The 26,598-nt window shown below is 69.4% G+C and carries 27 protein-coding genes; 12 read left to right on the forward strand and 15 right to left on the reverse strand.

Going from position 1 to position 26,598, the window contains the following annotated elements; translation table 11 throughout:
- The 3 genes from QQJ79_RS09620 to QQJ79_RS09630 all read left to right on the forward strand — a co-directional run.
- Positions 1-1,680: DNA translocase FtsK (locus QQJ79_RS09620; protein WP_284222711.1), on the forward strand; the 1,680-nt coding region annotated here is incomplete at its 5' end.
- Positions 1,681-1,813: 133 nt separating this feature from the next.
- Positions 1,814-2,482, forward strand: coding sequence for a LolA family protein (locus QQJ79_RS09625; protein ID WP_284222712.1), 669 nt, complete (start codon positions 1,814-1,816; stop codon positions 2,480-2,482).
- A gap of 387 nt (positions 2,483-2,869) precedes the next feature.
- On the forward strand, positions 2,870-3,664 hold the full coding sequence (locus QQJ79_RS09630; protein WP_284222713.1) for an exodeoxyribonuclease III: 795 nt from the start codon (positions 2,870-2,872) through the stop codon (positions 3,662-3,664).
- 3 nt (positions 3,665-3,667) lie between these two features.
- Here the strand turns inward: QQJ79_RS09630 and QQJ79_RS09635 are convergent, their stop codons facing one another.
- Positions 3,668-5,077: an SLC13 family permease gene (locus tag QQJ79_RS09635; protein ID WP_284222714.1), complete on the reverse strand. Its 1,410-nt coding sequence runs from the start codon at positions 5,075-5,077 to the stop codon at positions 3,668-3,670.
- A gap of 88 nt (positions 5,078-5,165) precedes the next feature.
- On the opposite strand from QQJ79_RS09635, the gene QQJ79_RS09640 reads away from it, so the two are divergent.
- Positions 5,166-5,987 carry a hypothetical protein gene (locus QQJ79_RS09640; protein WP_284222715.1) on the forward strand — a complete coding sequence of 274 codons (822 nt, stop codon included), beginning with the start codon at positions 5,166-5,168 and terminating at the stop codon, positions 5,985-5,987.
- Here QQJ79_RS09640 and QQJ79_RS09645 read toward each other — a convergent pair.
- On the reverse strand, positions 5,984-6,670 hold the full coding sequence (locus QQJ79_RS09645) for a response regulator transcription factor (protein WP_284222716.1): 687 nt from the start codon (positions 6,668-6,670) through the stop codon (positions 5,984-5,986). The genes QQJ79_RS09640 and QQJ79_RS09645 overlap by 4 nt on opposite strands.
- Before the next feature lie 62 nt (positions 6,671-6,732).
- A complete protein-coding gene (locus QQJ79_RS09650; RefSeq protein WP_284222717.1) occupies positions 6,733-7,452 on the reverse strand; it encodes a YggS family pyridoxal phosphate-dependent enzyme in 720 nt (239 codons plus the stop codon).
- Here QQJ79_RS09650 and QQJ79_RS09655 point away from each other — a divergent pair.
- Entirely contained in the window at positions 7,451-8,101 is a 651-nt protein-coding gene (locus tag QQJ79_RS09655; protein WP_284222718.1) for a thiamine phosphate synthase, read from the forward strand. The two genes, QQJ79_RS09650 and QQJ79_RS09655, sit on opposite strands and share 2 nt — an antisense overlap.
- Here the strand turns inward: QQJ79_RS09655 and QQJ79_RS09660 are convergent.
- Complete coding sequence (locus tag QQJ79_RS09660) at positions 8,098-8,490, reverse strand: NtrZ family periplasmic regulatory protein (RefSeq protein ID WP_284222719.1); 393 nt, start codon at positions 8,488-8,490, stop codon at positions 8,098-8,100. The two genes, QQJ79_RS09655 and QQJ79_RS09660, sit on opposite strands and share 4 nt — an antisense overlap.
- A 336-nt stretch (positions 8,491-8,826) precedes the next feature.
- Between QQJ79_RS09660 and QQJ79_RS09665 the strand changes: the two genes are divergently transcribed.
- From QQJ79_RS09665 to holA, 4 genes are all read left to right on the forward strand, one after another.
- Complete coding sequence (locus QQJ79_RS09665) at positions 8,827-9,342, forward strand: DUF3576 domain-containing protein (protein ID WP_284222720.1); 516 nt, start codon at positions 8,827-8,829, stop codon at positions 9,340-9,342.
- 64 nt (positions 9,343-9,406) lie between these two features.
- A complete protein-coding gene (leuS, locus tag QQJ79_RS09670) occupies positions 9,407-11,974 on the forward strand; it encodes a leucine--tRNA ligase (RefSeq protein ID WP_284222721.1) in 2,568 nt (855 codons plus the stop codon).
- Positions 11,974-12,453, forward strand: coding sequence for an LPS assembly lipoprotein LptE (lptE, locus tag QQJ79_RS09675; RefSeq protein ID WP_284222722.1), 480 nt, complete (start codon positions 11,974-11,976; stop codon positions 12,451-12,453). Before leuS ends, lptE begins: the two co-directional genes overlap by 1 nt.
- A gap of 10 nt (positions 12,454-12,463) precedes the next feature.
- Complete coding sequence (holA, locus tag QQJ79_RS09680; RefSeq protein ID WP_284222723.1) at positions 12,464-13,516, forward strand: DNA polymerase III subunit delta; 1,053 nt, start codon at positions 12,464-12,466, stop codon at positions 13,514-13,516.
- Between the two features lie 6 nt (positions 13,517-13,522).
- Here the strand turns inward: holA and QQJ79_RS09685 are convergent, their stop codons facing one another.
- From QQJ79_RS09685 to hemE, 11 genes are all read right to left on the reverse strand, one after another.
- Positions 13,523-13,708: a hypothetical protein gene (locus QQJ79_RS09685; protein WP_284222724.1), complete on the reverse strand. Its 186-nt coding sequence runs from the start codon at positions 13,706-13,708 to the stop codon at positions 13,523-13,525.
- A gap of 25 nt (positions 13,709-13,733) precedes the next feature.
- Positions 13,734-14,621, reverse strand: a complete 888-nt coding sequence (locus QQJ79_RS09690; RefSeq protein WP_284222725.1) for a ParB/RepB/Spo0J family partition protein — start codon at positions 14,619-14,621, stop codon at positions 13,734-13,736.
- Positions 14,622-14,649: 28 nt separating this feature from the next.
- Entirely contained in the window at positions 14,650-15,462 is an 813-nt protein-coding gene (locus tag QQJ79_RS09695) for a ParA family protein (protein ID WP_284222726.1), read from the reverse strand.
- A complete protein-coding gene (gene rsmG / locus QQJ79_RS09700) occupies positions 15,446-16,066 on the reverse strand; it encodes a 16S rRNA (guanine(527)-N(7))-methyltransferase RsmG (protein ID WP_284222727.1) in 621 nt (206 codons plus the stop codon). Before rsmG ends, QQJ79_RS09695 begins: the two co-directional genes overlap by 17 nt.
- A gap of 142 nt (positions 16,067-16,208) precedes the next feature.
- Positions 16,209-18,065 (reverse strand): tRNA uridine-5-carboxymethylaminomethyl(34) synthesis enzyme MnmG, encoded by a 1,857-nt coding sequence (gene mnmG / locus QQJ79_RS09705; protein ID WP_284222728.1) that lies wholly within the window; start codon positions 18,063-18,065, stop codon positions 16,209-16,211.
- 69 nt (positions 18,066-18,134) lie between these two features.
- On the reverse strand, positions 18,135-19,439 hold the full coding sequence (gene mnmE, locus QQJ79_RS09710) for a tRNA uridine-5-carboxymethylaminomethyl(34) synthesis GTPase MnmE (protein WP_284222729.1): 1,305 nt from the start codon (positions 19,437-19,439) through the stop codon (positions 18,135-18,137).
- A 142-nt stretch (positions 19,440-19,581) separates the two neighbouring features.
- Complete coding sequence (locus tag QQJ79_RS09715; RefSeq protein ID WP_284222730.1) at positions 19,582-19,809, reverse strand: DUF6489 family protein; 228 nt, start codon at positions 19,807-19,809, stop codon at positions 19,582-19,584.
- Between the two features lie 118 nt (positions 19,810-19,927).
- A complete protein-coding gene (gene rho / locus QQJ79_RS09720) occupies positions 19,928-21,340 on the reverse strand; it encodes a transcription termination factor Rho (protein ID WP_284222731.1) in 1,413 nt (470 codons plus the stop codon).
- A gap of 300 nt (positions 21,341-21,640) precedes the next feature.
- Positions 21,641-22,108: a CopD family protein gene (locus tag QQJ79_RS09725; protein WP_284222732.1), complete on the reverse strand. Its 468-nt coding sequence runs from the start codon at positions 22,106-22,108 to the stop codon at positions 21,641-21,643.
- On the reverse strand, positions 22,105-23,160 hold the full coding sequence (hemH, locus tag QQJ79_RS09730; RefSeq protein ID WP_284222733.1) for a ferrochelatase: 1,056 nt from the start codon (positions 23,158-23,160) through the stop codon (positions 22,105-22,107). The genes QQJ79_RS09725 and hemH overlap by 4 nt, the downstream gene beginning before the upstream one ends.
- A complete protein-coding gene (gene hemE / locus QQJ79_RS09735) occupies positions 23,157-24,203 on the reverse strand; it encodes a uroporphyrinogen decarboxylase (protein WP_284222734.1) in 1,047 nt (348 codons plus the stop codon). The genes hemH and hemE overlap by 4 nt, the downstream gene beginning before the upstream one ends.
- A 499-nt stretch (positions 24,204-24,702) precedes the next feature.
- Between hemE and QQJ79_RS09740 the strand changes: the two genes are divergently transcribed.
- From QQJ79_RS09740 to QQJ79_RS09750, 3 genes are all read left to right on the forward strand, one after another.
- Positions 24,703-25,581 (forward strand): pyruvate, water dikinase regulatory protein, encoded by an 879-nt coding sequence (locus tag QQJ79_RS09740; RefSeq protein ID WP_284222735.1) that lies wholly within the window; start codon positions 24,703-24,705, stop codon positions 25,579-25,581.
- On the forward strand, positions 25,578-26,180 hold the full coding sequence (locus QQJ79_RS09745; protein WP_284222736.1) for a Maf family protein: 603 nt from the start codon (positions 25,578-25,580) through the stop codon (positions 26,178-26,180). Before QQJ79_RS09740 ends, QQJ79_RS09745 begins: the two co-directional genes overlap by 4 nt.
- The coding region (locus QQJ79_RS09750) for a shikimate dehydrogenase family protein (protein WP_431307590.1) at positions 26,177-26,598 on the forward strand (422 nt) is incomplete at its 3' end. The genes QQJ79_RS09745 and QQJ79_RS09750, both read left to right, overlap by 4 nt.

Here is a 26,598-nt window from a genome sequence, read left to right on the forward strand (position 1 = left end):
CCCCGCCCGGCGCTGGAGCTGGACGACGGCCCCGCCGTCCTCGACCCGGCCCCGCCGTGGGAGGCCCCTGACCCCGTGCGCGGCGCGCCGGAACCGAAGGTCGCCGCCGCCAAGGCGCCGAAGCCCCGCCGCGAGGCCGACGACAGTCAGGCCGCCTTCGATTTCGCCCGCCCTTCGACCGGCTTCGACCTGCCGCCGCTGTCGATGCTGACCAAGCCGGCCAAGCGCGTCGCCTCGGTGGACGAGGAGGCCCTGAAGCAGAACGCCAAGATGCTGGAGGGCGTGCTGCAGGAGTTCGGCGTGCGCGGCGTGATCGACCAGATCCGCCCCGGCCCCGTCGTCACCCTGTACGAACTGGTGCCCGCTCCCGGCGTGAAGCACGGCCGTGTCGTGGCCCTCAGCGACGACATCGCCCGCTCCATGTCCGCCCGCGCCTGCCGCATCTCGGTCGTGCCGGGCCGCAACGCCATCGGCATCGAATTGCCCAACGCCAAGCGCGAGACCGTCTATCTGCGCGACCTGCTGGCCTCGACCGAATACGACAAGCCGGCCCATCTTCTGCCGCTGGCCCTGGGCGAGACGATCGGCGGCGAGCCCTATGTCGCCGACCTCGCGCGCATGCCCCACCTGCTGATCGCCGGCACCACCGGTTCGGGCAAGTCGGTCGGGGTCAACGCCATGATCCTGTCGATCCTCTACCGGCACAGCCCGGCCGAGTGCCGCTTCATCATGATCGACCCCAAGATGCTGGAGCTCAGCGTCTATGACGGCATCCCGCACCTGCTGGCCCCGGTGGTGACCGATCCCAAGAAGGCCGTCGTCGCCCTGAAATGGACCGTACGCGAGATGGAGGACCGCTATCGGCGGATGTCCAAGCTCGGCGTGCGCAACATCGCCTCCTACAACGAACGCGCCCGCGAGGCCCAGGCCAAGGGCGAGCATTTCGAACGCACCGTCCAGACCGGCTTCGATGAACAGGGCCGCCCGGTCTATGAATCCGAGAAGATCCGCCCCGAGCCCCTGCCCTTCCTCGTCGTCGTCATGGACGAGATGGCCGACCTGATGCTGGTCGCCGGCAAGGATGTGGAGGGCGCCGTCCAGCGGCTGGCCCAAATGGCCCGCGCCGCCGGCATTCACCTGATCATGGCCACCCAGCGCCCCTCGGTCGACGTCATCACCGGCACGATCAAGGCCAATTTCCCGACCCGGATCTCCTTCCAGGTCACCTCCAAGATCGACAGCCGCACCATCCTGGGCGAGCAGGGCGGCGAGCAGCTGCTGGGCCAGGGCGACATGCTCTACATGGCCGGCGGCGGCCGCATCACCCGCCTGCACGGCCCCTTCGTGACCGATCAGGAGGTCGACGAGGTCTGCAAACACCTGCGCAGCCAGGGCGAGCCCGACTACCTTGACCTGATCACCGACGATCCGGACGGCGACGGCGACGCGGCCGGATTCGACGACGAGGGCGGCGGCGGTTCCGGCGACGATCTGTATGACCGCGCCGTGGCCGTGGTCACCCGCGACCGCAAGGCCTCGACCAGCTACATCCAGCGCCGCCTGCAGATCGGCTACAACCGCGCCGCCTCCCTGATCGAGCGGATGGAGCAGGAGGGCGTGGTCAGCCCTGCCAACCACGCCGGGAAACGCGATATTCTGGCGGGCCCGCCGCCGATGTAGCAGGCAACGGCCGCGTTCCTGCCGCGTTTGGGCCCCGTCGTCATCGCCTGAAAGCTGAACGAGGCTTCATCCGAAGGTCGGAATATGGTCAGGCTCGGGCCATGCCCGCGCCTTTCCCGTTCCGCATGACGGCATGATCAACAACCATCCCGAACGGGAGAAGACCCTGATGACTGTCTCACGCCGCGCCTTCGCACTTGGATCCGCCGCCCTCGCCGCGGTCGCCGCCATACCTGCCGCCGCACAGAGCGCCCTGTCCGCCGAGGATCGCGCCGTCCTGGCCCAGGCGCAGACCTATCTGCAGGGCCTGACCTCGGCCCAGGGCAATTTCGTCGAGACCTCCGGCGCCCAACGCCGCGAAGGCCGCTTCTTCCTGCAGCGCCCGGGCAAGATGCGGTTTGAATACACCAACCCGGCCGGCCTGCTGGTCGTCTCGGACGGCTCCAACGTCAAACGCTACGACCCGCGCCTGAACGTGTTTCGTCAGGTGCCGCTGGGGGCCACCCCCCTGTCGACCTTCCTCGCCCGCAATGTCCGCTTCGATCAGGGCGTGCGCATCGACCGGGTCACCCGCATGGCCTCCGGCGCCTTCGCCATCACGGCCCGCGACGCGCGCCGGCCCAACGAGGGCTCCGTGATCCTTTCGTTCGCCGGCAACCCCATTCGCCTGCACGAATGGACCATTCGCGACGCCCAGGGCGGCAGCACCCGGACCCAGCTGACCTCGCTGACCCCGGCCCCGAACCTGGCCGCCAGCCTGTTCCAGCTGCGCGATCCGACCCGGCGTCCGGGGCGGAACTGATTTCGCCTGAGGCGCGAGCGGCGGTTTGACATTTTTTTCCGACCGTGGCACTTTCATCACAGGTCGGCGGGAGCCGATCTGAACCGCTCTGGATTTCATCCCCTTCCCGGCGGCGAGAGAGACGAACCTTCCAGCGCCCGGTCCCCCCGACCGGGCGCTTTTTTGTGCTTTCGTCATTCCGGGCGCAGCGCAGCGGAGGCCCGGAACCCAGCGGCGCCGCGAAGGCGGCGAAACACCGCCGGATTGGCTGACGCCCGCGCTCCCGACAGGTTCGCGCTCACGCGCGCCGCTGGGTTCCGGGTCTGCGCCTCGCGAGCGAGGCTCCGCCCGGAATGACGATAGCAAGGGGGTCAACGATCCCGGTCCGAAGATGCTAGAGCCACGTCCATGCTTCGCATCGCCACCTGGAACATCAATTCCGTCCGCCTGCGCATCGACCAGGTCGCGCGGTTCGTCGCCGAGAGCGGGACGGACGTCCTGTGTCTGCAGGAGATCAAATGCCTGGAGGACCAGTTTCCCCGCGCCGCCTTTGAAGCCATGGGCCTGCCCCATCTGAAGATCGGCGGCCAGAAGGGCTGGCACGGGGTGGCGATCGCCAGCCGCAAGCCGATCGTCGAGGCGCCCGTCCTCGACGTCTGCCGCGAAGGCCACGCCCGCTGCGTCGGGGTCATGGTCGACGGCGTCGAGGTGCAGAATTTCTACATCCCCGCCGGCGGCGACGTCGCCGACCGGGCGCTGAACCCGAAATTCGATCACAAGATGGATTTCTACGAGCGGCTGACGGCCGAGATGGCCGGGCGCGACAAGCAGCGGCCGCTGGTGCTGGCCGGCGATTTTAACATCGCGCCGGGCGAGAACGACGTCTGGAACCACCGCTATATGTCGAAGATCGTCAGCCACACCCCGCTGGAGGTCGAGACCCTGCGCCGGCTTCAGGCGGCGGGCGGTTTCGCCGACGTGGTCCGCGAGCAGATCCCCGAGCCGACCAAGCTGGCCAGCTGGTGGAGCTATCGCGCCGCCGACTTCCGCAAGTCGAACCGCGGCCTGCGCCTCGACCACCTGTGGACCTCGCCCGGCCTGACCCCGGCGGTGACTCCCGGCAGCGCCCGCATCCACGACACGGTCCGCGAATGGACCCAGCCCAGCGACCACGCCCCGGTGACGATGGACCTGGCGGTCTGAGGCTCAGAACGGGAAGAAGATCGGTATGGCGATCATGGCCGCCACCCAGGTGATCAGGTTCAGCGGAACGCCGACGCGCACGAAATCCATGTAGCTGTAATTGCCCATCTGGAAGACCAGCACATTGGTCTGATAGCCGAACGGCGTGGCGAAGGCGGCCGAAGCGGCCATCATCACACAAACCAGAAACGGCCGGGGATCCACCCCGAGACTTTCCGCGAGGGCCACCGCGATCGGGGTGATCAGCACGGCCACCGTGGCGTTGGACAGCAGTTCCGTCGCGAACAGCGTCACTCCGTACAGGATGATCAGGGCGGCCAGCGGCCCGAACGGCCGGATCACGCCTATCAGCATATGCGCCCCGGTCGCGGCCAGGCCGGTGACCTCAATGGCGATCCCGATGACCACCATCCCGGCGATCAGCAGCAATATCTCCGGCCGCAGCCCCGCATAGGCCTCCTCCGCCGTGATCACCCGCAGGAGGATCAGGGCCACGGCCCCGGCGAAGGCCGAGGCGGCGATGGGGACGAGACCCAGCCCCGCGGCAACGACCACCGCAACAAACACCCCGAGGGCGATCGAGGCGCGACGCAGGTGGAACGGGCGATCGGCCGCACCGAACAGGGCCACGTCGCCCAGGTGGGCGTCGCCGGAACCGTCGGCGTGGGTGCGGGCCTCGCCCAGGCGCGGCAGATTGAACGGGAGAATGCGACGCCTGCGCGCCGCCGTCTCGGCCGCCGCCTTGCGGCGCGCCTCTTCCATCTCGGCCAGCCGCGCCTGTTCCGCCTCGTCGGCCGCCACGCTTCGCCCCAGCTGCCGCGCACCGACGAAATACAGCCACAGGCCGCCGACGACGGCGATGCTCAGGCCCACGGGCGTGATTTCGAAGAGGGTGAAGACCGGCTGGCCGGCGTTGCGGGCCATGTCGTTGACCAGCAGATTGGTCGAGGTGCCGATCAGGGTCATCAGCCCGCCCAGCACCGAGACGTGGCTGAGCGGCATCAGAAAGCGTTTGGGCGACAGCTTCAGCGACTGGGCGACGTCGCGGATCACCGGGGCCGCAAGCACAACCACCGGGGTATTGTTGAGGAAGCCGCCCAGGACCCCGCACATGCCGATTACGGCCCACACGCCGACCGCGCCCACCCGCGCCGCCAGCTTTGTGGCCTCGCGGATCATAAGCCCCAGCAGGCCGGACAGTTCGATGGCGTAGGCGATGACGAACAGCCCGGCCAGGGCGATGACGGCGGGGCTGGCGAACGCCCCCTGCACCTCGACCGGCCGCACGACGCCCAGCAGCAGCAGGGTCGCCGCCCCGGTCAGGGCGACGACGTCGGCCCGCACCCGGCCATGGATCAGGACGCCGACAACCGCCGTCAGAATCGCCAGGGCCGCGATTTGATCGAAGGTCATGGAACGGCGCTGGCCCCCGGCGGCTTCTTGAAAGGGACCCCCGCCCGGGCGCCCCTTGTCCAAGCGGACGATGTGCTAGGCTTGTTCCATGGTTTTTGAGTTGAAGGCCTGTCGGCGGACCGCGACGGCGCTGGTTCTGGCGGGAAGCGTGGTCGTTGGCTGCGACCGGGCCGTCGAACCGGCCGCACCGCCGGCGCCGGGACCCGCGCCCGCGCCCTCGCCGACACTGGACAGGGCGGCCATTCTCACCGCCATCGACGCGGCGGCCTCCGACGCCGCGGCGGGCGTCGCGCGCGCCGGGCCCGATCCCCTGGTCGGCCGCTCCTTCTCCCTGAGAGTGGCGTTCGGCTGTTTCGGCCCGGAAGGCGTTCCGCCCGTTGGAGCCGCAAACTCTGAAGGAAGGCCCCGCTGGGCCATCTCCGACGACGGGCGGGCGATCCGCCTGACGCTGTCCCCCTCGGACTGGACGGACGGCGACGTATCCGGCCCGGCCCCCGAGGGGCTCGAAACCCTGTCCGGCGTCTGGATCAATCAGCCATGGATGCGGTCGGAAGCATGCCCGGCCTGGAGCATCCGGGAAGCGGACGCCCCGGCTGTCCCGCCCCCGGCCCGGGTCGCCGCCCTTGTCATGGTTCGCCCGACAGGCGCGTCGCGGGTGGGTCGCGCCGGCGATCAGACCTTCACCCATACGGTCCGCGCCGAGGGCGAGGCGCCGGTCGCGAGGCCGGCACAAGGCTACCGGCTGGTTCTGGAAGGCCGGTTGGTCGGGTGGGCGGACGAGCGGGTGATCCGCTGCCGGGTCGTCTCGCCGGACCGGCCGCCCGCCTGCGTCGTCGGCGCAGCGGTGGATCGCATCGCTTTCGAGGATGGGGCGGCCGGCGCGGTGCTCAGTGAATGGCGGCCCGGCTAGGGCTGCAGCCGGTACCCGCCCGCGTCGGTCAGCAGCAACCGGGCCTGGCCGGGCTCGGGCTCGATCTTCTGCCGCAGGCGGTAGATGTGGGTTTCCAGCGTATGGGTCGTGACCCCGGCGTTGTAGCCCCAGACCTCGGTCAGCAGTTCCTCGCGCGACACGGCCTTGGCCCCGGCGCGGTAGAGGTATTTGAGGATGTTGGTCTCTTTTTCCGTCAACCGGACCTTCCGGCCCTTGTCGTCGATCAGGACCTTGGCGGCCGGGCGGAACTCATAGGGGCCGATGCGGAAGACGGCGTCCTCGGACTGTTCGTGGCTGCGCAGATGGGCGCGGATGCGGGCCAGCAGCACGGCGAAGCGGAAGGGCTTGGTGACATAGTCGTTGGCCCCTGACTCCAGCCCCAGCACGGTGTCGGAGTCCGATGACTGGCCGGTCAGCATGATGATCGGGGTCGAAACCCCGTCCTTGCGCAGCAGGCGGCAGGCCTCGCGGCCGTCCATGTCGGGCAGGTCGACATCCAGCAGGATCAGGTCGGCGCGGACCTCGCGGCCCATCCGTACGCCCTCGGCCGCCGTGGCGGCTTGGACCGGGCGAAAGGCCTCGTGCAACGCCAGCTGCTCGGCCAGGGCCTCGCGCAGGTCGTCGTCGTCGTCGATGATCAGGATGGTCTTGGGCGTGGGCATGGGTACCAGAATGGCGAGCGTCGCCCGATCCGCCAAGGGTCGGACCGAAAGCGGAGCGGTTTTCAGTCCATAGAGGGGGTTTCGGGGCCTTTTCGTTCCCCGAACAGCGACGATCCCACCCGCACATGGGTCGCGCCGAAGCGGATCGCGGTCTCGAAGTCCCCGCTCATTCCCATGGACAGGGTCTCCAGCCCGTGCCGGCGCGCGATCTTGCGCAGCAGGGCGAAATGGGGTCCCGGCGCCTCGTCGGCGGGCGGGATACACATCAGGCCCTCGACGACGAGGCCCGCGGTTCGGGCGTATTCGATGAGTTGGCCGGCGTCGCCGGGCAGGACGCCGGCCTTCTGGGGTTCGGCGCCGGTGTTGACCTGGATCAGGACGCGGACGGGTTTGCCGGCGCGGGCGCCCGCGGTGGCGAGCGCATCGGCCAGCTTCGGCCGGTCGAGGGTCTCGATCACATCGAACAGGGCGACGGCGTCGGCGGCCTTGTTCGATTGCAGCGGCCCGATCAGCCTGAGCTCAAGTCCGGAGACACCCTCGCGGCGGTCGTTCCAGCGGCCCTGCGCCTCCTGCACCCGGTTTTCACCGAAGACGCGCTGGCCCGCGGCGAGCGCCGCCGCGATGGCCTCGGGCGGCTGGGTCTTGGACACGGCGGTCAGGGTGACGCCGTCGACCGCCCGGCCGGAGGCGCGACAGGCGGCGGCGATGCGCCGCTGAATGGTTTCCAGCCGCACGGCGACGGCGCTGGACGACAGAACGGGTTCGGGAGAAGAGGGGGTCATGAACCGGGCGGACGCCGAAATCCTGTGGGAAGCCGCCAGCGTCCTCGCACGGGACGCCGCCAAAGTCAGCGGGGCGCGTGATCCCGCCATCCCGAGCTTGCCGCCCCTGCTGTTTTTCACCGACCCCGACCGGACGCCGAGGCCCTGGGAGACGGCGGCGCGGCTGCCGGTCGGCTCAGGCGTGGTGTTCCGGCATTTCGGCCGGGCCGATGCGCGTGAGACAGGCCTGCGTCTCAGGGAGGCCACGCGGAGTCGCGACGGCCTGCTGCTGATCGGACGGGACGCGGAACTGGCCGAGGCGGTCGGGGCGGACGGAGTCCATCTGCCTGAACGGGCGCTGGATGAGGCGGCGGGGCTGGCCGCAATCCGGCCGGGCTGGATCGTCACCGGCGCGGCGCATGCCCGGGCGATGTTGGGAACGCCGGGGCTGGACGCCCTGATCCTATCGCCGGTGTTTGCGGCCGGCGGGGCCTCGGCGGATCGCCCGGCGCTGGGTCTGACGAGCTTTGCATCGTGGGTCGAAGCCGCCCCTTGCCCGGTCTACGCCCTCGGCGGGATCGGCGCGGGCAATGCGCGCAGCCTCATCGGCTCGGGCGCGTGCGGTCTGGCGGGGGTGTCGGCGATCCAGGCGGCGTTCGGGCCGGACTAGAAGCGGAAGATCGATTCCAGCCGGAAGCGCGGCGCGGCCCGGCGATCGGTCTGGGGGGCGCGGGCCGGATCGCTCTCCGGCTCGGCCAGGCCGGCGGCGGCGCCGACGCGCAGACGCGGATTGACCCGGTAATAGGCCCCGGCCTCGACGTCGCCGAGATTGCTGTCACGGCCGACGGGCTGGCTGAGGTTCAGATCCAGGCCCCAGCGGCCGCGCTCGGTGAAGCGGAGGCGGGACGAACCGGGCTGGGCCGCGGCGGCGCGGGCGGCCTGGGCTTCGGTCAGGGACACAGCGGGCGCGCGCGTACGCGCCGGGGCGGTCTGGGCCGAGGCGACGTCGGCCATTACGAAGAGCGTAAGCCCCCCGGTCAGTCCGGCGATCAGCGTCATTCGGCGCATGTCATGCCCTTCACGTCACGACGACAGTCGCGATCACCAGCAATAAGACACCGCTGGTCAGCCCGGTCAACGAAACGGCGCCGCCACGACCCGGTTCCCTGCGACTCTGGAAGACTCCTGTGGCGCGAGCGTCACGCGAATCCGGCCCCGCGCTCCCGTCCCGCCCGCTCACGGCCGCCGGCCGCTCGTCCGAATGCGTCTTCGCCTTGTCATAGCCCCTTTTCGCCGTGTTATAGAGCGACGCTTCGGCTCAGACCGCGTTCGGTAGGGCCAGCGCGTGCGTCGGAACCGGTCCGCTGCACGTCATGATCTTATGGAGAAGTCTCGATGGTGCTGGTTCGCGGCGCGACGGTCGCCCTGATCACCTCGTGCGTTCTGCTGAGCAGCTGTTCCTCCGGTCGCCCGTTCGGGCCGACGGTGGGCGAGGTTTTCAGCGGCAGGGGCAGCGCCCAGGCTGCAGCGAACGCGCAGACGGGCATCGGCGTCAACGCCTATCTGTGGCGCGCCACACTGGACACGCTGAGCTTCATGCCGCTGGCCAACGCCGATCCCTGGGGCGGCGTCATCAACTATAGCTGGTACATCGATCCCCAGACGCCGAACGAGCGCTTCAAGGCGACCGTGTTCATTCTCGACCGCCGCCTGCGCGCCGACGCCCTGAACGTCAGCATCACCAAACAGGTCCTGCGGCCCGGCTGCACGCCCAATCCGGCCGACGCCGACGCCGAAGTCGACACCGCCGGCTGCTGGACCGGCGCCCGCGTCGCGGCCCAGACCGAGACCGACCTGGAAAACGCCATCCTGACCAAGGCGCGCCAGCTCAACCTTTCCAACGCCGGCTGACCACCCTCCCCACCGCCTAGCCTCCGTCGGGCCTGTTCCTGAAGGAGCAGCCTGAAAGACTCCCGTGGCCAAGACCCCGGTTCGCTACGAACCCAAGACCGCCGAACCCCGCCAGCAGGCCCGCTGGGCGGCCGCAGACGCCTTCCGCATGCCGACCGAAGGCACGGGACGGCCGAAATACTATGTGCTGGAGATGTTCCCCTATCCGTCGGGGGCCATCCACATGGGCCACGCCCGCAACTACGTCATGGGCGACGTGGTGGCGCGGTCGAAGCGGGCGCAGGGCTTCGACGTCCTGCATCCCATGGGCTGGGACGCCTTCGGACTTCCGGCCGAGAACGCCGCCATCGAGCGCGGCGTCCACCCCGGCGACTGGACCTGGTCCAACATCGCCGCCATGCGCGACCAGCTGAAACTGCTGGGCCTGTCGCTCGACTGGAGCCGCGAGTTCGCCACCTGCGACCCGGCCTACTACGGCAAGCAGCAGGCCTGGTTCCTCGAGCTGCTCAAGCGCGGCCTGGTCTACCGCAAGGACTCGGTCGTCAACTGGGATCCGGTCGACAATACGGTTCTCGCCAATGAGCAGGTCGTCGACGGCCGCGGCTGGCGCTCGGGCGCGGTGGTCGAGAAGCGCAAGCTGAACCAGTGGTTCCTGCGCATCACCGACTATGCCGACGACCTGATCGAGGGCCTCAAGGAACTGGAAGGCCGCTGGCCCGACAAGGTGCGGCTGATGCAGGAGAACTGGATCGGTCGGTCGAAGGGCCTGCAGATGACGTGGAAATGGTCGGGCGAGGCGCCCGCCGCCGCGCCGGACGGCCTGGAGATCTACACCACCCGCCCCGACACCCTGTTCGGCGCCAGCTTCATGGGCGTGGCCCCCGACCACCCCGTCGCGCGGGCCATCGCCCAAACCAACCCGGACGCCGCCGCCTTCGTCGCCGAATGCCGCAAGGGCGGCTCGACCCAGGCGGAGATCGAACAGGCTGAAAAGATCGGCTTCGACACGGGCCTGAAGGTCATCCATCCGTTCGACGGGCGCGAGGTCTCCGTCTGGATCGCCAACTTCATCCTGTCGGAATACGGCACGGGCGCCATCTTCGGCTGCCCGGCCCACGACCAGCGCGATCTCGACTTCGCCCGCAAATATCGCCTGCCCGTCGTCCCGGTCGTGAGACCAGACGGCGCGGATGAAGGTTTCGACGTCGAAACAGAGGCTTATGTCGGGCCCGGGCATTTGTTCAACTCCGACTTCCTGAACGGGCTCGAGATCGAGGCCGCCAAGGCCGAAGCGATCCGGCGGATCGAGGCGGCGGGCGCGGGCCAGGGCGCGACCATCTACCGTCTGCGTGACTGGGGCGTCAGCCGCCAGCGCTACTGGGGATGTCCCATCCCTGTGATCCACTGTGCGAAATGCGGCCCTGTCGGCGTTCCGGTCGACCAGCTCCCGGTCGAGCTGCCCCGGGACGTCACCTTCGACACGCCGGGCAATCCGCTCGATCGCCACCCGACCTGGAAACACGTCTCCTGCCCGACCTGCGGCGGCGAGGCGGTGCGTGAGACTGACACGCTCGACACCTTCGTCGACTCGAGCTGGTATTTCGCCCGCTTCACCGATCCGGCCGCGGCCGAACCGATCTCCCGCGCCGCCGCCGACAAATGGCTGCCCGTCGATCAGTATATCGGCGGAGTCGAGCACGCGGTCCTGCACCTGCTCTATGCCCGCTTCATCAGCCGCGCCCTGTCGGACGCCGGCCTGATGTCGGTGCGCGAGCCGTTCGCCGGCCTCTTCACCCAGGGCATGGTGATCCACGAGACCTACCGTCGGGCTGACGGCGGCTGGGTCGAGCCCACCGACGTCGAACTGACCAACGACGCCGGCAAACGCTCGGCGCGGCAGCTCTCCACCGGCGAGGCCCTGACGATCGGCGACATCGAGAAGATGTCCAAGTCGAAGAAGAACGTCGTCGCCCCGCAGGAGATCGTCGACACCTATGGCGTGGACGCCGGCCGGCTGTTCGTCCTCAGCGACAGCCCGCCCGAGCGCGACGTGCAATGGACGCCCGGTGGCGTCGAGGGCGCGGCCCGCTTCGTCCAGCGCGTCTGGACCGAGGTCGACGGTTTCGATCCCGACGCCCCCGCCCATGAGTCCGACGCCGCCTTGGTCCGCGAGACGCACAAGGCCATCAAGGCGGTGTCCGAGGGCGTCAGCGGCTTCCGCTTCAACTCCGCCATCGCCAAACTCTACGCCTTCGTCGCCGTCGTGAGGGATCACGGTGGGGCGGGCGGCGCCGCGCGGCGTCAGGCCCTGTCGGCGCTCGTCCGGCTGGTCGCTCCCTTCACCCCCCACCTGGCCGAGGAGTGCTGGACGCGGCTCGGCGAAGAGGGGATGGTGCTGGACGCGCCCTGGCCGGAATTCGACCCGGCGTTGGCGGCCGACGACGAGGTGATCCTGCCGATCCAGGTCAACGGCAAGCGACGCGGCGAGATCCGTGTCGCCCGGGGGCTGGAGCCGGCCGAGGTCGAGGCCATCGTCATGGCCGATCCCGACGTCCAGGCGCGGCTGGAGGGTCAGACGGTGAGGAAGATCGTGGTGGTCAAGGATCGCATCGTCAATCTGGTGGTCGGCTGATGCGTCGCCTCGCCATCGGTCTTGTCGCGCTCGTGGGACTGGCCGGCTGCGGCTTCACCCCCCTGTATGGAGAGACGGCCGTCGGGTCGTCCCTGTCGCGCATCGCCGTGACCACCCAGGACGACCGCCTCGGCTACCGCGTGCGGGAACAGCTCGAGGACGCGCTGGGCCGTGACGGCGCCCAGGCCCCGCTCTGGCGGCTGGAGACCGTACTGGAACAGTCGCGGCGTCCGCTGGGCCGGCGCATCGACGACACCGCGACCCGTTATGAACTGACCGTCCGCGGAGCCTGGATCCTGACCCCGACCGGCGGCGGTCCGGCCGTCTCGGGCGTCGAGACCGTCACCACCACCTATGCCGCCGCCGACCAGCCGTTCGCCGCCATCGCGGCGCAGCAGGACGGCGAGGAGCGCGCCGCCGCCGAACTGGCCCGTCTGATCCGGCTCGACCTGATGCGGGCGCTTTCGGCCCGGCCATGATGCACGCCCCATGATCCTGGCGAAACGCCCCGAGGTCGATCGCTTCCTCAAGTCGCCGGACCGGGGCGTCCGCGCCGCCGTCATCCACGGCAAGGACCGGTCGGGCGTCGGCGAACGCGCCGAGATCCTGTGCAAGGCGATCACGCCCGACCTCAACGACCCCTTCAACGTCACCCTGCTGACCGACAGCGATATCGACGGGGACGAGGCGCGGCTGGAAGAGGCCCTGACCGCCCTGTCGATGATCGGCGGCCGGCGTCTGGTCCGCGTCCGGCTGGGGTCCGAGAAGGCGTCGATCGACAAGGCGCTGGCGGCGGCGCTCAAGGTCCATGCCGAGGGCGGCTACAATCCCGACGCCATGCTGGTCATCGAGGCCGGCGCCCTGGGCCGCGACTCGGCCCTGCGCAAGGCGGCCGAGGCCGCACAAGGCGCGGTCGGCATCGCCTGCTACGAGGACGAGACCGGCGACATCGCCCGGATGACGCGCGAGGCGCTGGCGGCGGACAAGGTCGGCCTCACCGGCGACGCCCTCGACCGGTTCGTCAGCCGCCTGCCCCGCGAGCGCGGGTTGATGCGGCAGGAGATCGAACGTCTGGCCCTTTATATCGGCCCGGGCTCGGGCAAGACCATCGATGTGGAGGAGCTGGAGCGGCATCTGGGAGTCGAGGCCGACGCCTCGCTGCAGGACGCCGCGCTCCAGGCCTTCGGAGGACGGCCCGCCCCGGCCCAGTCGGGTCTGCGACGCGCCCTCGCCGAGGGGGAATCCCCTGTCATGGCGGTGAGACAGGCCTCCATCCATCTCGGCAAGCTGCGGCGGATCAATGTGCTTCAGGCCAACGGGGCCGGAGCCAAGGAGGCGGCCAAGGCGGCGGGCGTGTTCTGGAAGCAGGAGGCGGAAATGCTGCGCCAGGCCCGTAGCTGGCGGCTCGAGGACCTCGATCGCGTGCTGGACAGCGTCAATACGGCCGATGTCGCGACCAAGACCACGGGCTCGCCTGACCAGCTGATCGCCGAACGGCTGCTGCTGGAAATCTCGGCGCGGGCCCGGAGGCTGGGCCTCTAGCCGGCGTCAGCCCCGCTTCGACGCCTTGCGGAAGGCGGGCTTGGCGAGGGCGGCGCTGCGGGCCTGCTGCGCCTTTTCCTCGGCCCGGGCGGAGCTCTGAAGGCCGCCGTGCGAGGGCCCGCCCCCGGCCTTCTTGGCGGCGAGCGCGCGTTTCATGGCTTCGGCGGTCGGATTGGAAGGCTTGTCGGTCATGCCGACAGCCTAGCACGGACTGGCTTCAGCCGCGCATCAATCGGCGGCACAGGTCGTCCAGCTGCTCCAGGGTGCCGTAGCTGATGGTCAGCTCCCCCTTGCCGCCCCGATCGGCCAGCTGGACCTTGAGGCCGAGGGCGTCGGCCAGATCCTGTTCCAGCGCGGCGACATCAGCCGAACCTTCGCCGCCCGCGGGAGGCGCGCCGGGCTTGCGGCTCTTCGGCCCCTCGGCGGCGCGGCGGGCCAGGGCCTCGGCCTGACGGACGTTGAGCCCCTCGGCCACGATCTGATCGGCCAGGGCGACGGGATCGGGCGCGGTGATCAGAGCGCGGGCGTGGCCGGCGCTGAGCTTGCCGGTGCGGACGTGCTGCAGGACCTCTTCGGGCAGCTGCAGCAGGCGCAGGGTGTTGGCCACATGGCTGCGGCTCTTGCCGACCACGCCGGCGACGGCGTCCTGGGTGCGGCCGAACCGCTCCATCAGCATGCGATAGGCGTCCGCCTCCTCCAGCGGATTGAGGTCGGTGCGCTGGACGTTCTCGATGATGGCGACCTCGAACACCGCGACGTCGTCCATCTCCTTGACGATGATCGGGGCCTCGGTCAGCCGCGCCAGCTGCGCCGCGCGCCAGCGGCGCTCGCCGGCGATGATCTGCCAGACGCCGTCCTCCTTCGGATGGGAGCGGACGAGAATGGGCTGCAGCACGCCCTTGTCGCGGATCGAGGCGGCCAGTTCCTCCAGATCGTCGCGGTCGAAGATCTTGCGCGGCTGGTCGGGGTTGGGCTTGAGGCTCTCGATCGGGGCCATGCGGACGCCGACCGGCGCGGGCGCGCCGTCGACGGGCGCGCTCTCGGCCACCTGTTCTCCGAGAAGGGCGGAGAGGCCCCGGCCGAGGCCGCGCTGACGTTCGCTCAACTGACTGATTCCGTTCTTCTGGTCATGCTCACGCGGCCTGGAGCCGGCGGGATTTTTCGCGCGCCACCACCTCTCGGGCGAGACGCAGATAGGCCTGGCTGCCGGCGCATTTCAGGTCGTAGATCAGAGCCGGCTTGCCGAACGACGGCGCCTCGGCCACGCGGACGTTCCGCGGAATCACCGCCTCATAGACCTTGTCGCCGAAATGGCTGCGGACATCGGCCGCGACCTGTCCGGACAGGGTGCTGCGCCGGTCGTACATGGTCAGGACCAGTCCCTGGATCTCCAGCGTCGGGTTCAGACTCTGCCGCACCATCTCGATGGTCTTCATCAGCTGGGTCAGCCCCTCCAGCGCGAAGAACTCGCACTGCAGGGGCACAAGAACGGCGTCCGCCGCCGCCATGGCGTTGAGAGTCAAGAGGTTGAGCGACGGGGGGCAGTCGATCAGGACGTAGTCATACCGGGCCTGACCTTCGGCCCCCTGCCCCTGCAGGGCGTCGCGCAGGCGGAACGAGCGGCGGTCGGCCTGGCTGAGCTCGATCTCGACGCCCGACATGTCGGCGTCCGCCGGCACGATATCCAGCCCGGGCACCGTAGTCGGGACAGCGGATTCATCCACCGAACGCCCGTCCACAATGACGTCATAGATGGTGACCCGCCGTGTTTCACGTGGAACACCCAGACCGGTCGAGGCATTGCCCTGGGGGTCCATGTCGACGATCAGCACCTTTTCGCCGATCGCGGCCAGGGCCGTGCCGAGGTTGATCGCCGTGGTGGTCTTGCCCACGCCGCCCTTCTGGTTGGAGACGGCGAGGACGCGGGTCTTACCGGCTTTGAACACGTCGGAGGCTCCGGACGGAAACGATACGGCCGCGCGGGTCGCTGCGCGAGACGGAGAGGTCGCTGTCGAACTGCCAGACCTTGCGGGCTTCGATCAACTCAGCCTCGGCCTTTTCCCCCTTGAGAAACAGCCCCTGTGCGCCGCGCTGTAGATAAGGCTGTGCATAGCCGAGCAGCCGCTCCATCGGGGCGAGGGCCCGGGCGGTGACGACATCGACCTTGATCCGCTGCTCCTCGGCCCGACCGTTGACCACGGTCGCCCGCAGAGACAGGGCGTCCACGACCTCCTGCAGGAAGCGGCAGCGTTTGCCCAGACTGTCGATCAACCAGACATGGCTGTCGGCCCGGTCCTTCAGCAGGATGGCGAGCACCAGGCCGGGGAAGCCGGCGCCGGCGCCGAGATCCGCCCAGGTCGCGGCGTCCGGAGCCAGATCGAGCAACTGGGCGGAATCGAAGATGTGGCGGTTCCAGACGTCCGGCAGGGTGTCGGGCCCGATCAGGTTCATCACCGCATTGGCTGCGGTCAGACGCTCGATCAGGGTTTCGAGGTCCGCCATCTGCGCGGGCGTGGCAGAGCGAAGGGTCTGGAATTCGGAGGGAGTCATACCGGGCCTGCTCCCCCTCTTGGGGGAGGGGGACCATGCGAAGCATGGTGGAGGGGGTGGTGCGGCTGAGCCCTCTCCGTCACGCCGCACGCGCGGCGCGACATCTCCCCCATGAGGGGGAGGAGACTGATCGGCAGATCCCTCACGCCGCGACCTTCGCCTTCTTCACATGCGACAGGAGGGCCGTCAGGGCGCCCGGGGTCATGCCTTCGATACGGCCGGCCTGACCGAGGGTGCGGGGCTGGATCAGCGTCAGCTTCTCGCGCACTTCGTTCGAGAGGCTGCCGATGGCGGCGTAGTCGAGGTCGACCGGAAGGGCCAGGGCCTCTTCGTGCCGCAGCGCCGCAGCGTCCGAGGCCTGGCGGTCGAGATAGCCGGCGTAGCCCGCATCGATCTCGACCTGTTCGCGGACCTGGGCGGACCAGTCGGCGATGGCCGGGAAGGCCGCCGTGAACTGGCTGAGGTCGACGCCGGGAAAGGCCAGCAGATCGCGGATAGAGCGGCGCTGACCGTCGGCGTTGACCGCGATTCCAAAGGCCGCGGCCTCCCGGGGCGTGAACCTGGCGTCGCGAACGAGGGCTGCGGCCTGCGCCAGTTCGGCGGCCTTGGTCTCGAATGCCGCCCGACGGGCCGGGGAGACGATTCCCGCCTCGATCGCCAGAGGCGTCAATCGTTGATCGGCGTTGTCGGCGCGGAGCGTCAATCTGTATTCGGCCCGGCTGGTGAACATCCGGTAGGGCTCGGTCACCCCGCGTGTGACCAGGTCGTCGACCATGACGCCGATATAGGCCTGGTCGCGGCCGAGGACGACCGGATCGGTCCCGGCCGCGGCGCGGGCGGCATTCAGTCCGGCCAGCAGGCCCTGCGCGCCCGCCTCCTCATAGCCCGTGGTGCCGTTGATCTGGCCGGCCAGATACAGGCCGGGCCGCTTCTTGACCTCCAGGGCGGGGGTCAGTTCGCGCGGATCGACATAGTCATACTCGATGGCGTAGCCGAAGCGGAACACCTCGACCGTCTCCAGCCCCGGAATGGTGCGCAGGAAGGCCGACTGGGTGGCGTCCGAGACCGAGGTCGAGATGCCGTTCGGATAGACGGTCGGATCGTCGAGTCCCTCCGGCTCGAGGAAGATCTGGTGCGAGGTCTTGTCGGCGAAACGGACCACCTTGTCCTCGATCGAGGGGCAGTAACGCGGACCGCGTCCGGACAGGTGGCCGCCATAGACGGCGCTGTCGCCCAGGTTGTCGGCGATGATCCGGTGCGTGGCCTCGTTCGTATGGGTCACGCCGCAGGCGATCTGGGGCACCTCGATCCGCCCGGTCAGGAAGCTGAAGGGCACAGGCTCGGCGTCGGCTTGCTGCATCTCCAGCCGGTCCCAGGCGATGGTCCGGCCATCGAGACGGGCGGGGGTGCCGGTCTTCAGCCGCCCCATCTGCAGGCCGGCTCCGTAGAGGTCGGCGGCCAGGCCGGTGGACGGCGCCTCGCCGTGACGGCCGGCGGGAATGCGCTGATCGCCCTTGTGGATGACGCCGTTGAGGAAGGTGCCCGTGGTCAGGACCACCGCGCCGGCGCGGAGTTCGACCCCCTCGCCCGTCACCACGCCGACGACCCGGGCGCCGTCCAGGATCAGGCGTTCGGCCGTGCCGGCCATCAGCGACAGATTGGGGGTCTGCGCCAGTTCGGCCTGCATGGCCTCGCGGTAGAGGCGGCGGTCGATCTGGCTGCGAGGGCCGCGCACCGCCGCGCCCTTGGAGCGATTCAGCAGGCGGAATTGAATGCCGGCCCGGTCGCCCAGCCGGGCCATCAGCCCGTCCATGGCGTCGATCTCGCGCACCAGATGGCCCTTGCCCAGACCGCCGATGGCCGGGTTGCAGGACATTTCGCCGATGGTTTCGAGCTTCTGGGTCAACAGGACCGTGCGGGCGCCCGCACGCGCGGCCGCGGCCGCGGCCTCGCAGCCGGCGTGACCGCCGCCGAAGACGATGACGTCAAAACCCTTCATGGGCGCGCACATAGGGCAAAACCGCCCTGTCCGCCACCTCGGCCGACCGTCTGTTTCACGTGAAACGACTCACTTTCCGATGCAGAAGGTCGAGAACACCTCGCCGAGGATATCCTCGACCCCGATGGCGCCCGTCACGCGGGCCAGGGCGCCGGCGGCGCGACGCAGGTCGTCCCCCGCCATCTCGGGCGAAACCTCGAGCGCGACGCGTCCGGCCTCGGCCGCGGCGAGCGCCTCGGCCAGCCGCCGGCGATGTCTCTCACGCGTGACAGCGGGGAAATCGGCGCCGGACAGGTCGCGGCCCAGCCGGGCGGCGATCCAGTCATGAAGGTCGGACAGCCCCTGCCCCGTCGCGGTGCTCACCGACAGGGCCTCAAACCCCTGAACCGCCGCGGCCGCGCCGAGATCGGCCTTGGTCAGGACCAGAAGATCGCCTGGCCGGGCAAAGCCGGCGGCGTCGCCCTCCGCATCGTCGGGACCCCGGATCCACAGACGCAGGTCCGCCGCCTCGGCCCGGGCGCGGGCGCGGCGTACGCCCTCGGCCTCGACCGGATCGGTGCTGTCGCGCAGGCCGGCGGTGTCGGACAGGGTCACGGCATAGCCGCCGATGATCAGGTCGGCGTCGAGCACATCGCGCGTCGTCCCGGCGATCGGGGTGACGATGGCCGCCTCCCTCGCAACCAGGGCGTTGAACAGGGAGGATTTGCCGGCGTTGGTCTCGCCGATCAGGACGATGCGATAGCCCTCGCGCACCCGCTCGCCGCGTCGGGCGTCCGCGAGCGCGGCCTTCAGGTCGCCGATCAACCGGTCCAGCACCGGTCCGGCGGACCGGGCCAGATTGTCCGGGACCTCCTCGTCCGGGAAGTCGATCTCGGCCTCCACCAGGGCCAGGGCGGTCAGGAGGTCGCGGCGGAAACCGGCATAGGTCTGGCTCAGGGCGCCATCGAGCTGACCGAGGGCCTGGCTGGCCTGGGCGGCGGTCTCGGCGTCGATCAGATCGGCGACCGCCTCGGCCTGGGCCAGGTCCATGCGGCCGTTCTCGAAGGCCCGACGGGTGAACTCGCCCGGCTCGGCCGGCCGCAGACCGAGGGCGGCCAAGGCCTCCCCTGCCGCCTCGACCACCGCGCGGCCGCCGTGCAGGTGCAATTCGGCGCAGTCCTCGCCGGTGTAGGAGTTCGGGGCGGGAAAGCGGAGGACGAGCGCCTGGTCTATGCCGCGGCCCTCATGGGAGAGATCGCGAAGCGCGGCGTAGCGCGGCTTGAGTCCGCCGGCGCCGAGGGCGGTCAGGGCAGCGTCTGTCCCCGGACCGGACAGACGCAGGATGGCGATCGCTCCCCGGCCGGAAGGGGTGGCGAGGGCGAAGATGGTGCTCATGTCGTGTCCCCTCCCCATGAAATGGGGAGGGGGACCGCGCAGCGGTGGAGGGGCTCGGCCGCATCGGACGGTGTCCGGAGGTATACCCCTCCACCATCCTTGGGGTGGTCCCCCTCCCCACGTTGTGGGGAGGAGACGCTCGTCACGGCTTGACCGCGGCTTCCATCAGTTTGCGGAACTGGTCCTGGGCCTGCATTCCGAAACTGGTCCAGGTCTTCATCAGTTCGTCGGGCTGCATGGCCGTGATGTTCTCGTCCATGCGGCGTTTCATCTCGGCCACGAGATGATCGTTCAGCGGCGCGACATTGGGCAGGCCGAGAAAGGCACGCGCCTCCTCCGGGGTGCATTCGACCTCGACATTGACCTTCATGACGTCTCCTTGCCCTATCGTCGGACGCGCGGCGCCCGACTACTTGAGGGCGTGTTTCACGTGAAACAGACCGGCCCTCAAGCCGCGGGCGACCGCGTCGCGAGCTTAGGGCCCAAAATCACGTGTTCATCGACTGGAAGAAGTCCGCATTGTTCTTCGACTGACGCAGCTTGTCGATCAGGAACTCGATCGCATCCTGCGGCCCCATCGGGTTGAGGATGCGGCGCAGGACATAGGTCTTGGCCAGCTGGTCCTTCGGCGTGGTGAGCTCTTCCTTGCGGGTGCCCGACTTGAGCACGTCGATGGCCGGAAAGATGCGCTTGTCGGCGACCTTGCGGTCCAGCACGATCTCCGAGTTGCCGGTGCCCTTGAACTCCTCGAAGATCACCTCGTCCATGCGCGAGCCGGTGTCGATCAGGGCGGTGGCGATGATGGTCAGCGAACCGCCCTGCTCCACATTGCGCGCCGCGCCGAAGAAGCGTTTCGGCCGCTGCAGGGCGTTGGCGTCGACGCCGCCCGTCAGCACCTTGCCCGACGACGGGACGGTGGCGTTGTAGGCGCGGCCCAGGCGGGTGATGGAGTCGAGCAGGATGACGACGTCCTTCTTGTGCTCGACCAGGCGTTTCGCCTTCTCAATCACCATTTCGGCGACGGCGACGTGGCGGGTGGCCGGCTCGTCGAAGGTCGAGGCGATGACCTCGCCCTTCACCGTGCGCTGCATGTCGGTGACTTCTTCCGGTCGCTCATCGATCAACAGGACGATGAGGAAGACCTCGGGATGGTTCTTCTCGATCGACTTGGCGATGTTCTGCAGCATGACAGTCTTGCCGACCCGCGGCGGGGCGACGATCAGGCAGCGCTGGCCCTTGCCGAGCGGGGCGACGATATCGATCACCCGGCCGGAGCGGTCCTTCAGCGTCGGGTCCTGGATCTCCATGTGCAGCCGCTCTTCGGGATAGAGCGGGGTCAGGTTGTCGAACAGGACCTTGGTCTTGACCGTCTCGGGGTCCTCGAAATTGATCGTGTCGACCTTGAGCAGGGCGAAATAGCGCTCGCCCTCGCGCGGGCCGCGGACGGCGCCGTGGATGGTGTCGCCCGAGCGCAGGCCGAAGCGACGGATCTGCGACGGGGAGACGTAAACATCGTCCGGCCCCGGAAGATAATTGACGTCCGGGCTGCGCAGGAAGCCGAAGCCGTCGGGCAGGATCTCGAGCACGCCGTCGGCGATGATCTCGACTTCCTCGTCAGCCAGGGTCTTGAGGATCGCGAACAGGAGGTCCTGTTTGCGCAGGTTGCCGGCGTTCTCGATCTCGAGGCTTTCGGCGAAGGCGACCAGGTCTTCCGGCGTCTTCTCGTTCAGCTCCTGCAGGGTGATGCGGCCGTTGGGGACGATCGGTTCGCCGTCGTCATCCTCGTCGCCGTGCTCCTGGTCGACCATGGGCAGGTCCGCGGCGGCCAGCTCGTTGCCGACCTCGGGCGCTTCGGCCCCGGCGGTCTCTTCGGTCTCGGGCGTGTCGGTGATGTCGGTCATGGCGTGCAATCAAAAGCATCGCCGCGAGACAGGGCGTCGCGCGGGCGGAAAATCCAGCGATGTCTGGCCTTGCGGCCGGGTGGGAAGGCGACGGGTCGTCCCGGCGAGATCAGCGGGCGTCGCAAAGAGTGGGGCCGCCCCAGACTCCTGCAGGGCGGTTCGCCTGAGCGAAACCACGCGAGCGCCGTGAGGTCAACATTCTTGTGGGCCGCGGTCACAAGGCTCCGCCTTGTCGACCCGACGCGGCCCGGCGCTTCGCGCGGTCAAGCAGTGAGCCGCCGCGCAGCGAGCGCTGGCGCCCTAAAACGTCCACTGGGTGGTGACGGACAGAACCATGACCACGGCGATCACGAAGGGGATCTCGTTGGTCATGCGCCAGAATTTGCCGGACCGGACCGAAGTCCCCGCCTTGATGCGCTTCAGCTCGCCGGCGAGGAAGCCGTGCCAGCCGCTGAGGGCTATGACTCCCGCCAATTTGGCGACCATCCAAGGCTGGGCGAGGAAGCCCCAGCCCTCGCCGTATTCGAACATATGGATGCCGATCATCCAGACGCCGAAGATCCAGGCGGCGGTCATCGACGGATTGATGATGATCTTCAGCAGCCGGTGCTGCCAGGTCCGCAGCAGACCCCGCATCTCCGACCGCAGCGGCTCGGCCTTGTCCGCCTGTTCGGCGTCATAGGCATAGAGACGCGGCAGGAAGAGCATCCCGGCCATCCAGGCGATGACGGCCAGGATATGCAGGCCGCGGACGATCTCGAATGTCACGCCGCTCTCCGCTCGCAGGTCCGGGGACAGGCTTTCCAGTTCCCCCGGCAACCGGGACCGTAGGGCGAGACGCCCGTCCGCGGCAAGGCGTCGACCACGGCGTCCGCCAGCGTGCGGATGAACGGCGCGGCCACGCCGACCGCGGGGCTGCGCAGATAGGGCGACACCCCCTGCTCATGGGCCAGTTCGGCGTATTCGATGTCGAGCTCGACCAAGGTCTCGATGTGTTCGGAGACGAAGGCGACAGGCGCAACCACCACGCCGACGCCGTCGCGCCCCGCCTGGGCGATCGCCTCGGGCGTTGACGGCCCCAGCCATTTCATCGGCCCGACCCGGCTCTGATAGCAGATTGACCACGAGCCGTCCGCCAGTCCGGCTCGCGCGGCGATCGCGGCGCAGGTCGTTTCAATCTGCTCCTGATAAGGGTCGCCCTTCTTCGCGATCAGGCTTTCGGGAATGCCGTGGGCCGAGAACAGGACCCGGACCGGCCGATCGCCGGCCTCCGCCAGTTTCGCCCTCACCCCGTCGGCCTGGGCCTCGATCCAGCCCGGCGCCTCCGGATAGCAGCAGACCGCCCGGCTCACGCCCGGCCCGGCATAGGCCTCGCGCCAGGCCTTGAGCGAGGACTGGGTCGTGGTCGTCGAGAACTGGGGATAGAGCGGCAGCAGGACGATCTCGTCGGGCGCGAAGGCCGCGACCTCGGCCGCCGTCTGTCCGGTCAGGGGGGACCAGTAGCGCATGGCGATGAAGGACCGGACCTCGTCGCCCGGCAGAAGACCGGCGAGGACCTGCGTCAGGGCCTCCCCCTGACGGCGGGTCTCCGGCAACAGGGGCGAGCCGCCGCCCATCAGGGCGTAGTTGGCCTGGGCGCTGGTCTCGCGGCGACTGGAGATCAGCCGGGCGAGCAGCGCGCGAAACGGATTGGGCAGGCCGATGATGGCCGGGTCGCTGAACAGGTTGAACAGGAAGGGTTTGACCGAGGCCTGGTCGTCGGGGCCGCCGAGATTGAACAGCACCACCGCGATGCGGCGGCCATTCCGGGAGCCGCTCATTGGGCGCCGATCCGTTTCAGCACCTGTTCGACATGGGCGATCGGCACGTCCGGCAGGATGCCGTGGCCGAGGTTGAAGATCCACGGTCCCTGCCCCCAGGCCTCGAGCAGCTGATCGATGCGGCGGTCCAACATCGGCCCGCCGGCGCGCAGCAGCAGGGGGTCGAGCGCGCCCTGGATCGGCTTGATCGCCTGCACACGCTTGCCGACCTCGAGCGGACAGGCGGTATCCAGCGCCACGGCCTGGACGCCGACCTCGGCCGCATAGCGTTCCGCCAGGGCCGCCGAGCCGCGCGGAAAGCCAATCAGGGGCACGGTCACGCCCAGTTCGCGGACCCGTCCCACCAATTTCTGGTGCGGCCGCAGGACGAGACTTTCGAACAGATCGTCGGGCAGGCCCTCGGCCCAGCTCTCGAAGATCTTCAGCACCTGGGCCCCGGCGTCGGCCTGCATCTTCAGATAATGGGCCGTTGCCTCGACCAGAACGTCCAGAAGGGCGGCGACCTTTTCCGGCTCGGCATAGGCGTAGGTCCGGGCCTGGGCCCGCTCGCCCTTGCCGATGGTCCGGGCCGCGCCGTCCAGCATATAGGTGGCCACAGTCCACGGCGCGCCCGCGAAGCCGATCAGGGCGCGCTCGGGCTCAAGCTGCGATCGAACGATCGACAAGGTCTGTCCGACCTGTTTCAGGGCCTCGCCGGCCCCTGCGGTGAGATCGTGCATGCCCTCGACCGGCGGCAGGGCGCCGAGGCGCGGTCCCTCGCCGGCCTCGAACCAGACCTCCTGGCCCAGGGCCCGGGGGATCAGCAGGATGTCGGCGAAGACGATGGCCGCATCGAAGCCGAACCGCCGCATCGGCTGCAGCGTCGCCTCGGCGGCCTTCTCGGGATCGAGGCAGAAGGAGATGAAGTCGGGGGTCGTCGCCCGCAGGGCCCGGTACTCCGGCAGATAGCGCCCGGCCTGACGCATGAACCAGACCGGCGGTCGCGGCGTCGCCTCGCCGGCGAGAACCTTGAGCAACAGGGGCGTATCGGGTGAGGAGGTCATCTGACCCCGGTCCTACCGGGGGCCCCGGTTTCGCTCAAGCCCGTCCCGTGTCGCACCCTTCCAATCCTTCTCAAGAAAAGAGTCTTGAGTTTCGGGAGTAGAAGTCAGGGTCGGGGACGACGGGGACAAAAGCGGTGTTTGGGCGGGTTACGGACGGGTTTTCCGCAAACAGTCACAGTCGCCGGGGCGGCCTTCCACGGGGCTGGTGAAAGCGGGGATAAATCCTAACGAGGCCTTAACGGCGGGGTCCGGCGGCCGGCGTCCGGCCTCCCCGGCTGGGCGCCGTTAACGTCTCATTAAGGATCTCCACAGGCGGATCGACGGCGGCGACCGGCCTTGGGATGAAAGAGGCTCGCGCACGGCGCCCCATCCACCTCTGTCCCCGCTCGCGGCCCGGGTCCGGCGCCGCTATAGGAAAAGACGCATGCGTTCGCCCCGATCGCCCCCCAACGGCGCCCCGCCCCGTCCACAGGAGTCTCAAGATCATGGACAGCCGCCGATGACGCCGGGTTCGGCAGGCCGCGCCGCGGGCCCCACGCGGCTGGCGACCTATTTCCATGTCCATCTGGTGTCCGACTCCACCGGCGAAACCCTGAACGCCATGGCCAAGGCCGTGGTGGCCCGGTTCGACGGCGTCATCCCGATCGAGCACATTTATGCCCTGGTCCGCTCCGGCAAGCAGATGGAGCGGGTGCTGGAGGAGGTGGCGGCCTCGCCCGGCGTGGTGCTGCACACCCTGGTCGACCGGGAGCTGCGCGAACAGCTGGAGGAGGGCTGCCGCAAGCTGGACATGCCCCAGATCGCGGCGCTGGACCCACTGGTCGGCGCCCTCTCGCGCTATCTCGGCGCGGCCCTGTCCACCCGGGTGGGCGCCCAGCACGCGCTGGACACGGACTATTTCAACCGCATCGCCGCCCTCGACTACGCCATGGCCCATGACGACGGACAGGGCACGGCGGTCCAGCTGGAGGGCGCCGACGTCGTCCTGTGCGGGGTCAGCCGAACCTCCAAGACGCCGACCTGCATCTATCTGGCCCACCGCGGCATCCGCGCCGCCAATGTGCCGCTGGTGCCGGGCCAGGAGGACGGCGAGCGGCTGGTCGGGCTTAAGAATCCGCTGGTGGTCGGGCTCACCGTCTCGCCGGACCGGCTGGTGCAGATCCGCAAGAACCGGCTGGATGGGCTGAACGCCAATCGCGCCAGCGCCTATATCGACCATGACGCCGTGCGCGAGGAGACGGTCAAGGCCCGACGGGCGTTCGAACGGCGTGGCTGGCCGGTCATCGACGTGACCCGTCGATCGGTCGAGGAGACGGCGGCGGCGATCATCAATCTGTTGAACGAGCGCCGGACCCGGCGGCTGGGAGCAGCCTGGTGACCGCGTCCCCGGAGCGGCTGATCCTGGCGTCGAAAAGCGCGGCGCGACGCGCGATGCTGACGGACGTCGGCGTACCCTTCTCGGTGCAGGTCGCCGATGTGGACGAGGATGCGGTCAAGGCCGCGCACGATCCGGCCGACGCCGCCGGGCTGGCGGTCGAGCTGGCGCGGGTGAAGGCCCTGGCGGTGTCGCGCCATGACGCCGAGGCCTGGGTGCTCGGGGCGGACCAGACCCTGTCCTTCGAGGGGGGTCTGGTGTCGAAGGCCGGTTCCCTGGATGCGGCGCGGGCGCGGCTCATGTCCATGCGCGGCAAGGCGCACCAACTGCATTCCGGCGCGGCCCTCGCCCGCAACGGCCAGATCGTCTGGTCGGGCGTCGATACGGCGACGATGCGGGTGCGGGCGTTTTCAGAGGTCTTCCTCGACGCCTATCTGGCGGCCGAGGGCGAACACCTCCTGGCCTGCGTCGGGTCCTACCGGCTGGAAGGCATGGGCTCGCAGCTGTTCGAGGCGGTGGAGGGCGACTATTTCACCGTCCTGGGCCTGCCGCTGTGGCCCGTGCTGGCCGAGCTGCGCCGGGCCGGGGTGCTGACGTCATGACAATGCTTGCGGGCGTCGCCGGCCAGCCGATCGCCCATTCGCTGAGCCCCTCGATCCACACCGCCTGGATCACAGCGGCGGGGCTGGACGCCGACTATCGGGCCTTCGGCCCGGAGGATGCGCAGGGTTTCGCCGCCCTCGTCGCGGACGGGCGCGCCGGGCGGCTGCGGGGGTTGAACGTCACCGCTCCGTTCAAGGAACAGGCGCTGGCGTTGGCGGACGCGGCGAGCGCGACGGCCCGGACCTGTGGATCGGCCAATCTGCTGTTGTTCGAGGACGGCCGGGTCCGGGCCGACAGCACCGACGGGTCGGGCCTGATGGCGGCGCTGTCAGAACAGGCGCCGCAGCTGGGTGTGCGGGGCGAGCGGGTCGCTGTCCTCGGCGCCGGCGGGGCGGCGCGGGCCGCGGTCGCGGCGCT

Origin of the sequence: Brevundimonas denitrificans, from assembly GCF_030160755.1 — a bacterium.
Taxonomy (GTDB): Bacteria; Pseudomonadota; Alphaproteobacteria; order Caulobacterales; family Caulobacteraceae; genus Brevundimonas; species Brevundimonas denitrificans.

What these genes read in the sequence shown, in the direction of transcription:
- QQJ79_RS09650 (WP_284222717.1), bottom strand. Translation starts at nt 7,452, where the DNA reads ATGACCCCCTCTTCTCCCGAACCCGTTCTGTCGTCCAGCGCCGTCGCC.
- QQJ79_RS09715 (WP_284222730.1), bottom strand. Translation starts at nt 19,809, where the DNA reads ATGAAGGTCAATGTCGAGGTCGAATGCACCCCGGAGGAGGCGCGTGCC.
- QQJ79_RS09740 (WP_284222735.1), top strand. Translation starts at nt 24,703, where the DNA reads ATGACGCCGGGTTCGGCAGGCCGCGCCGCGGGCCCCACGCGGCTGGCG.
- QQJ79_RS09630 (WP_284222713.1), top strand. Translation starts at nt 2,870, where the DNA reads ATGCTTCGCATCGCCACCTGGAACATCAATTCCGTCCGCCTGCGCATC.
- rsmG (WP_284222727.1), bottom strand. Translation starts at nt 16,066, where the DNA reads ATGACTCCCTCCGAATTCCAGACCCTTCGCTCTGCCACGCCCGCGCAG.
- QQJ79_RS09645 (WP_284222716.1), bottom strand. Translation starts at nt 6,670, where the DNA reads ATGCCCACGCCCAAGACCATCCTGATCATCGACGACGACGACGACCTG.
- QQJ79_RS09655 (WP_284222718.1), top strand. Translation starts at nt 7,451, where the DNA reads ATGAACCGGGCGGACGCCGAAATCCTGTGGGAAGCCGCCAGCGTCCTC.
- QQJ79_RS09625 (WP_284222712.1), top strand. Translation starts at nt 1,814, where the DNA reads ATGATCAACAACCATCCCGAACGGGAGAAGACCCTGATGACTGTCTCA.
- QQJ79_RS09640 (WP_284222715.1), top strand. Translation starts at nt 5,166, where the DNA reads ATGGTTTTTGAGTTGAAGGCCTGTCGGCGGACCGCGACGGCGCTGGTT.
- QQJ79_RS09635 (WP_284222714.1), bottom strand. Translation starts at nt 5,077, where the DNA reads ATGACCTTCGATCAAATCGCGGCCCTGGCGATTCTGACGGCGGTTGTC.
- QQJ79_RS09665 (WP_284222720.1), top strand. Translation starts at nt 8,827, where the DNA reads ATGGTGCTGGTTCGCGGCGCGACGGTCGCCCTGATCACCTCGTGCGTT.
- holA (WP_284222723.1), top strand. Translation starts at nt 12,464, where the DNA reads ATGATCCTGGCGAAACGCCCCGAGGTCGATCGCTTCCTCAAGTCGCCG.
- mnmE (WP_284222729.1), bottom strand. Translation starts at nt 19,439, where the DNA reads ATGAGCACCATCTTCGCCCTCGCCACCCCTTCCGGCCGGGGAGCGATC.
- QQJ79_RS09660 (WP_284222719.1), bottom strand. Translation starts at nt 8,490, where the DNA reads ATGACGCTGATCGCCGGACTGACCGGGGGGCTTACGCTCTTCGTAATG.
- hemH (WP_284222733.1), bottom strand. Translation starts at nt 23,160, where the DNA reads ATGAGCGGCTCCCGGAATGGCCGCCGCATCGCGGTGGTGCTGTTCAAT.
- rho (WP_284222731.1), bottom strand. Translation starts at nt 21,340, where the DNA reads ATGACCGACATCACCGACACGCCCGAGACCGAAGAGACCGCCGGGGCC.
- QQJ79_RS09685 (WP_284222724.1), bottom strand. Translation starts at nt 13,708, where the DNA reads ATGACCGACAAGCCTTCCAATCCGACCGCCGAAGCCATGAAACGCGCG.
- mnmG (WP_284222728.1), bottom strand. Translation starts at nt 18,065, where the DNA reads ATGAAGGGTTTTGACGTCATCGTCTTCGGCGGCGGTCACGCCGGCTGC.
- hemE (WP_284222734.1), bottom strand. Translation starts at nt 24,203, where the DNA reads ATGACCTCCTCACCCGATACGCCCCTGTTGCTCAAGGTTCTCGCCGGC.
- lptE (WP_284222722.1), top strand. Translation starts at nt 11,974, where the DNA reads ATGCGTCGCCTCGCCATCGGTCTTGTCGCGCTCGTGGGACTGGCCGGC.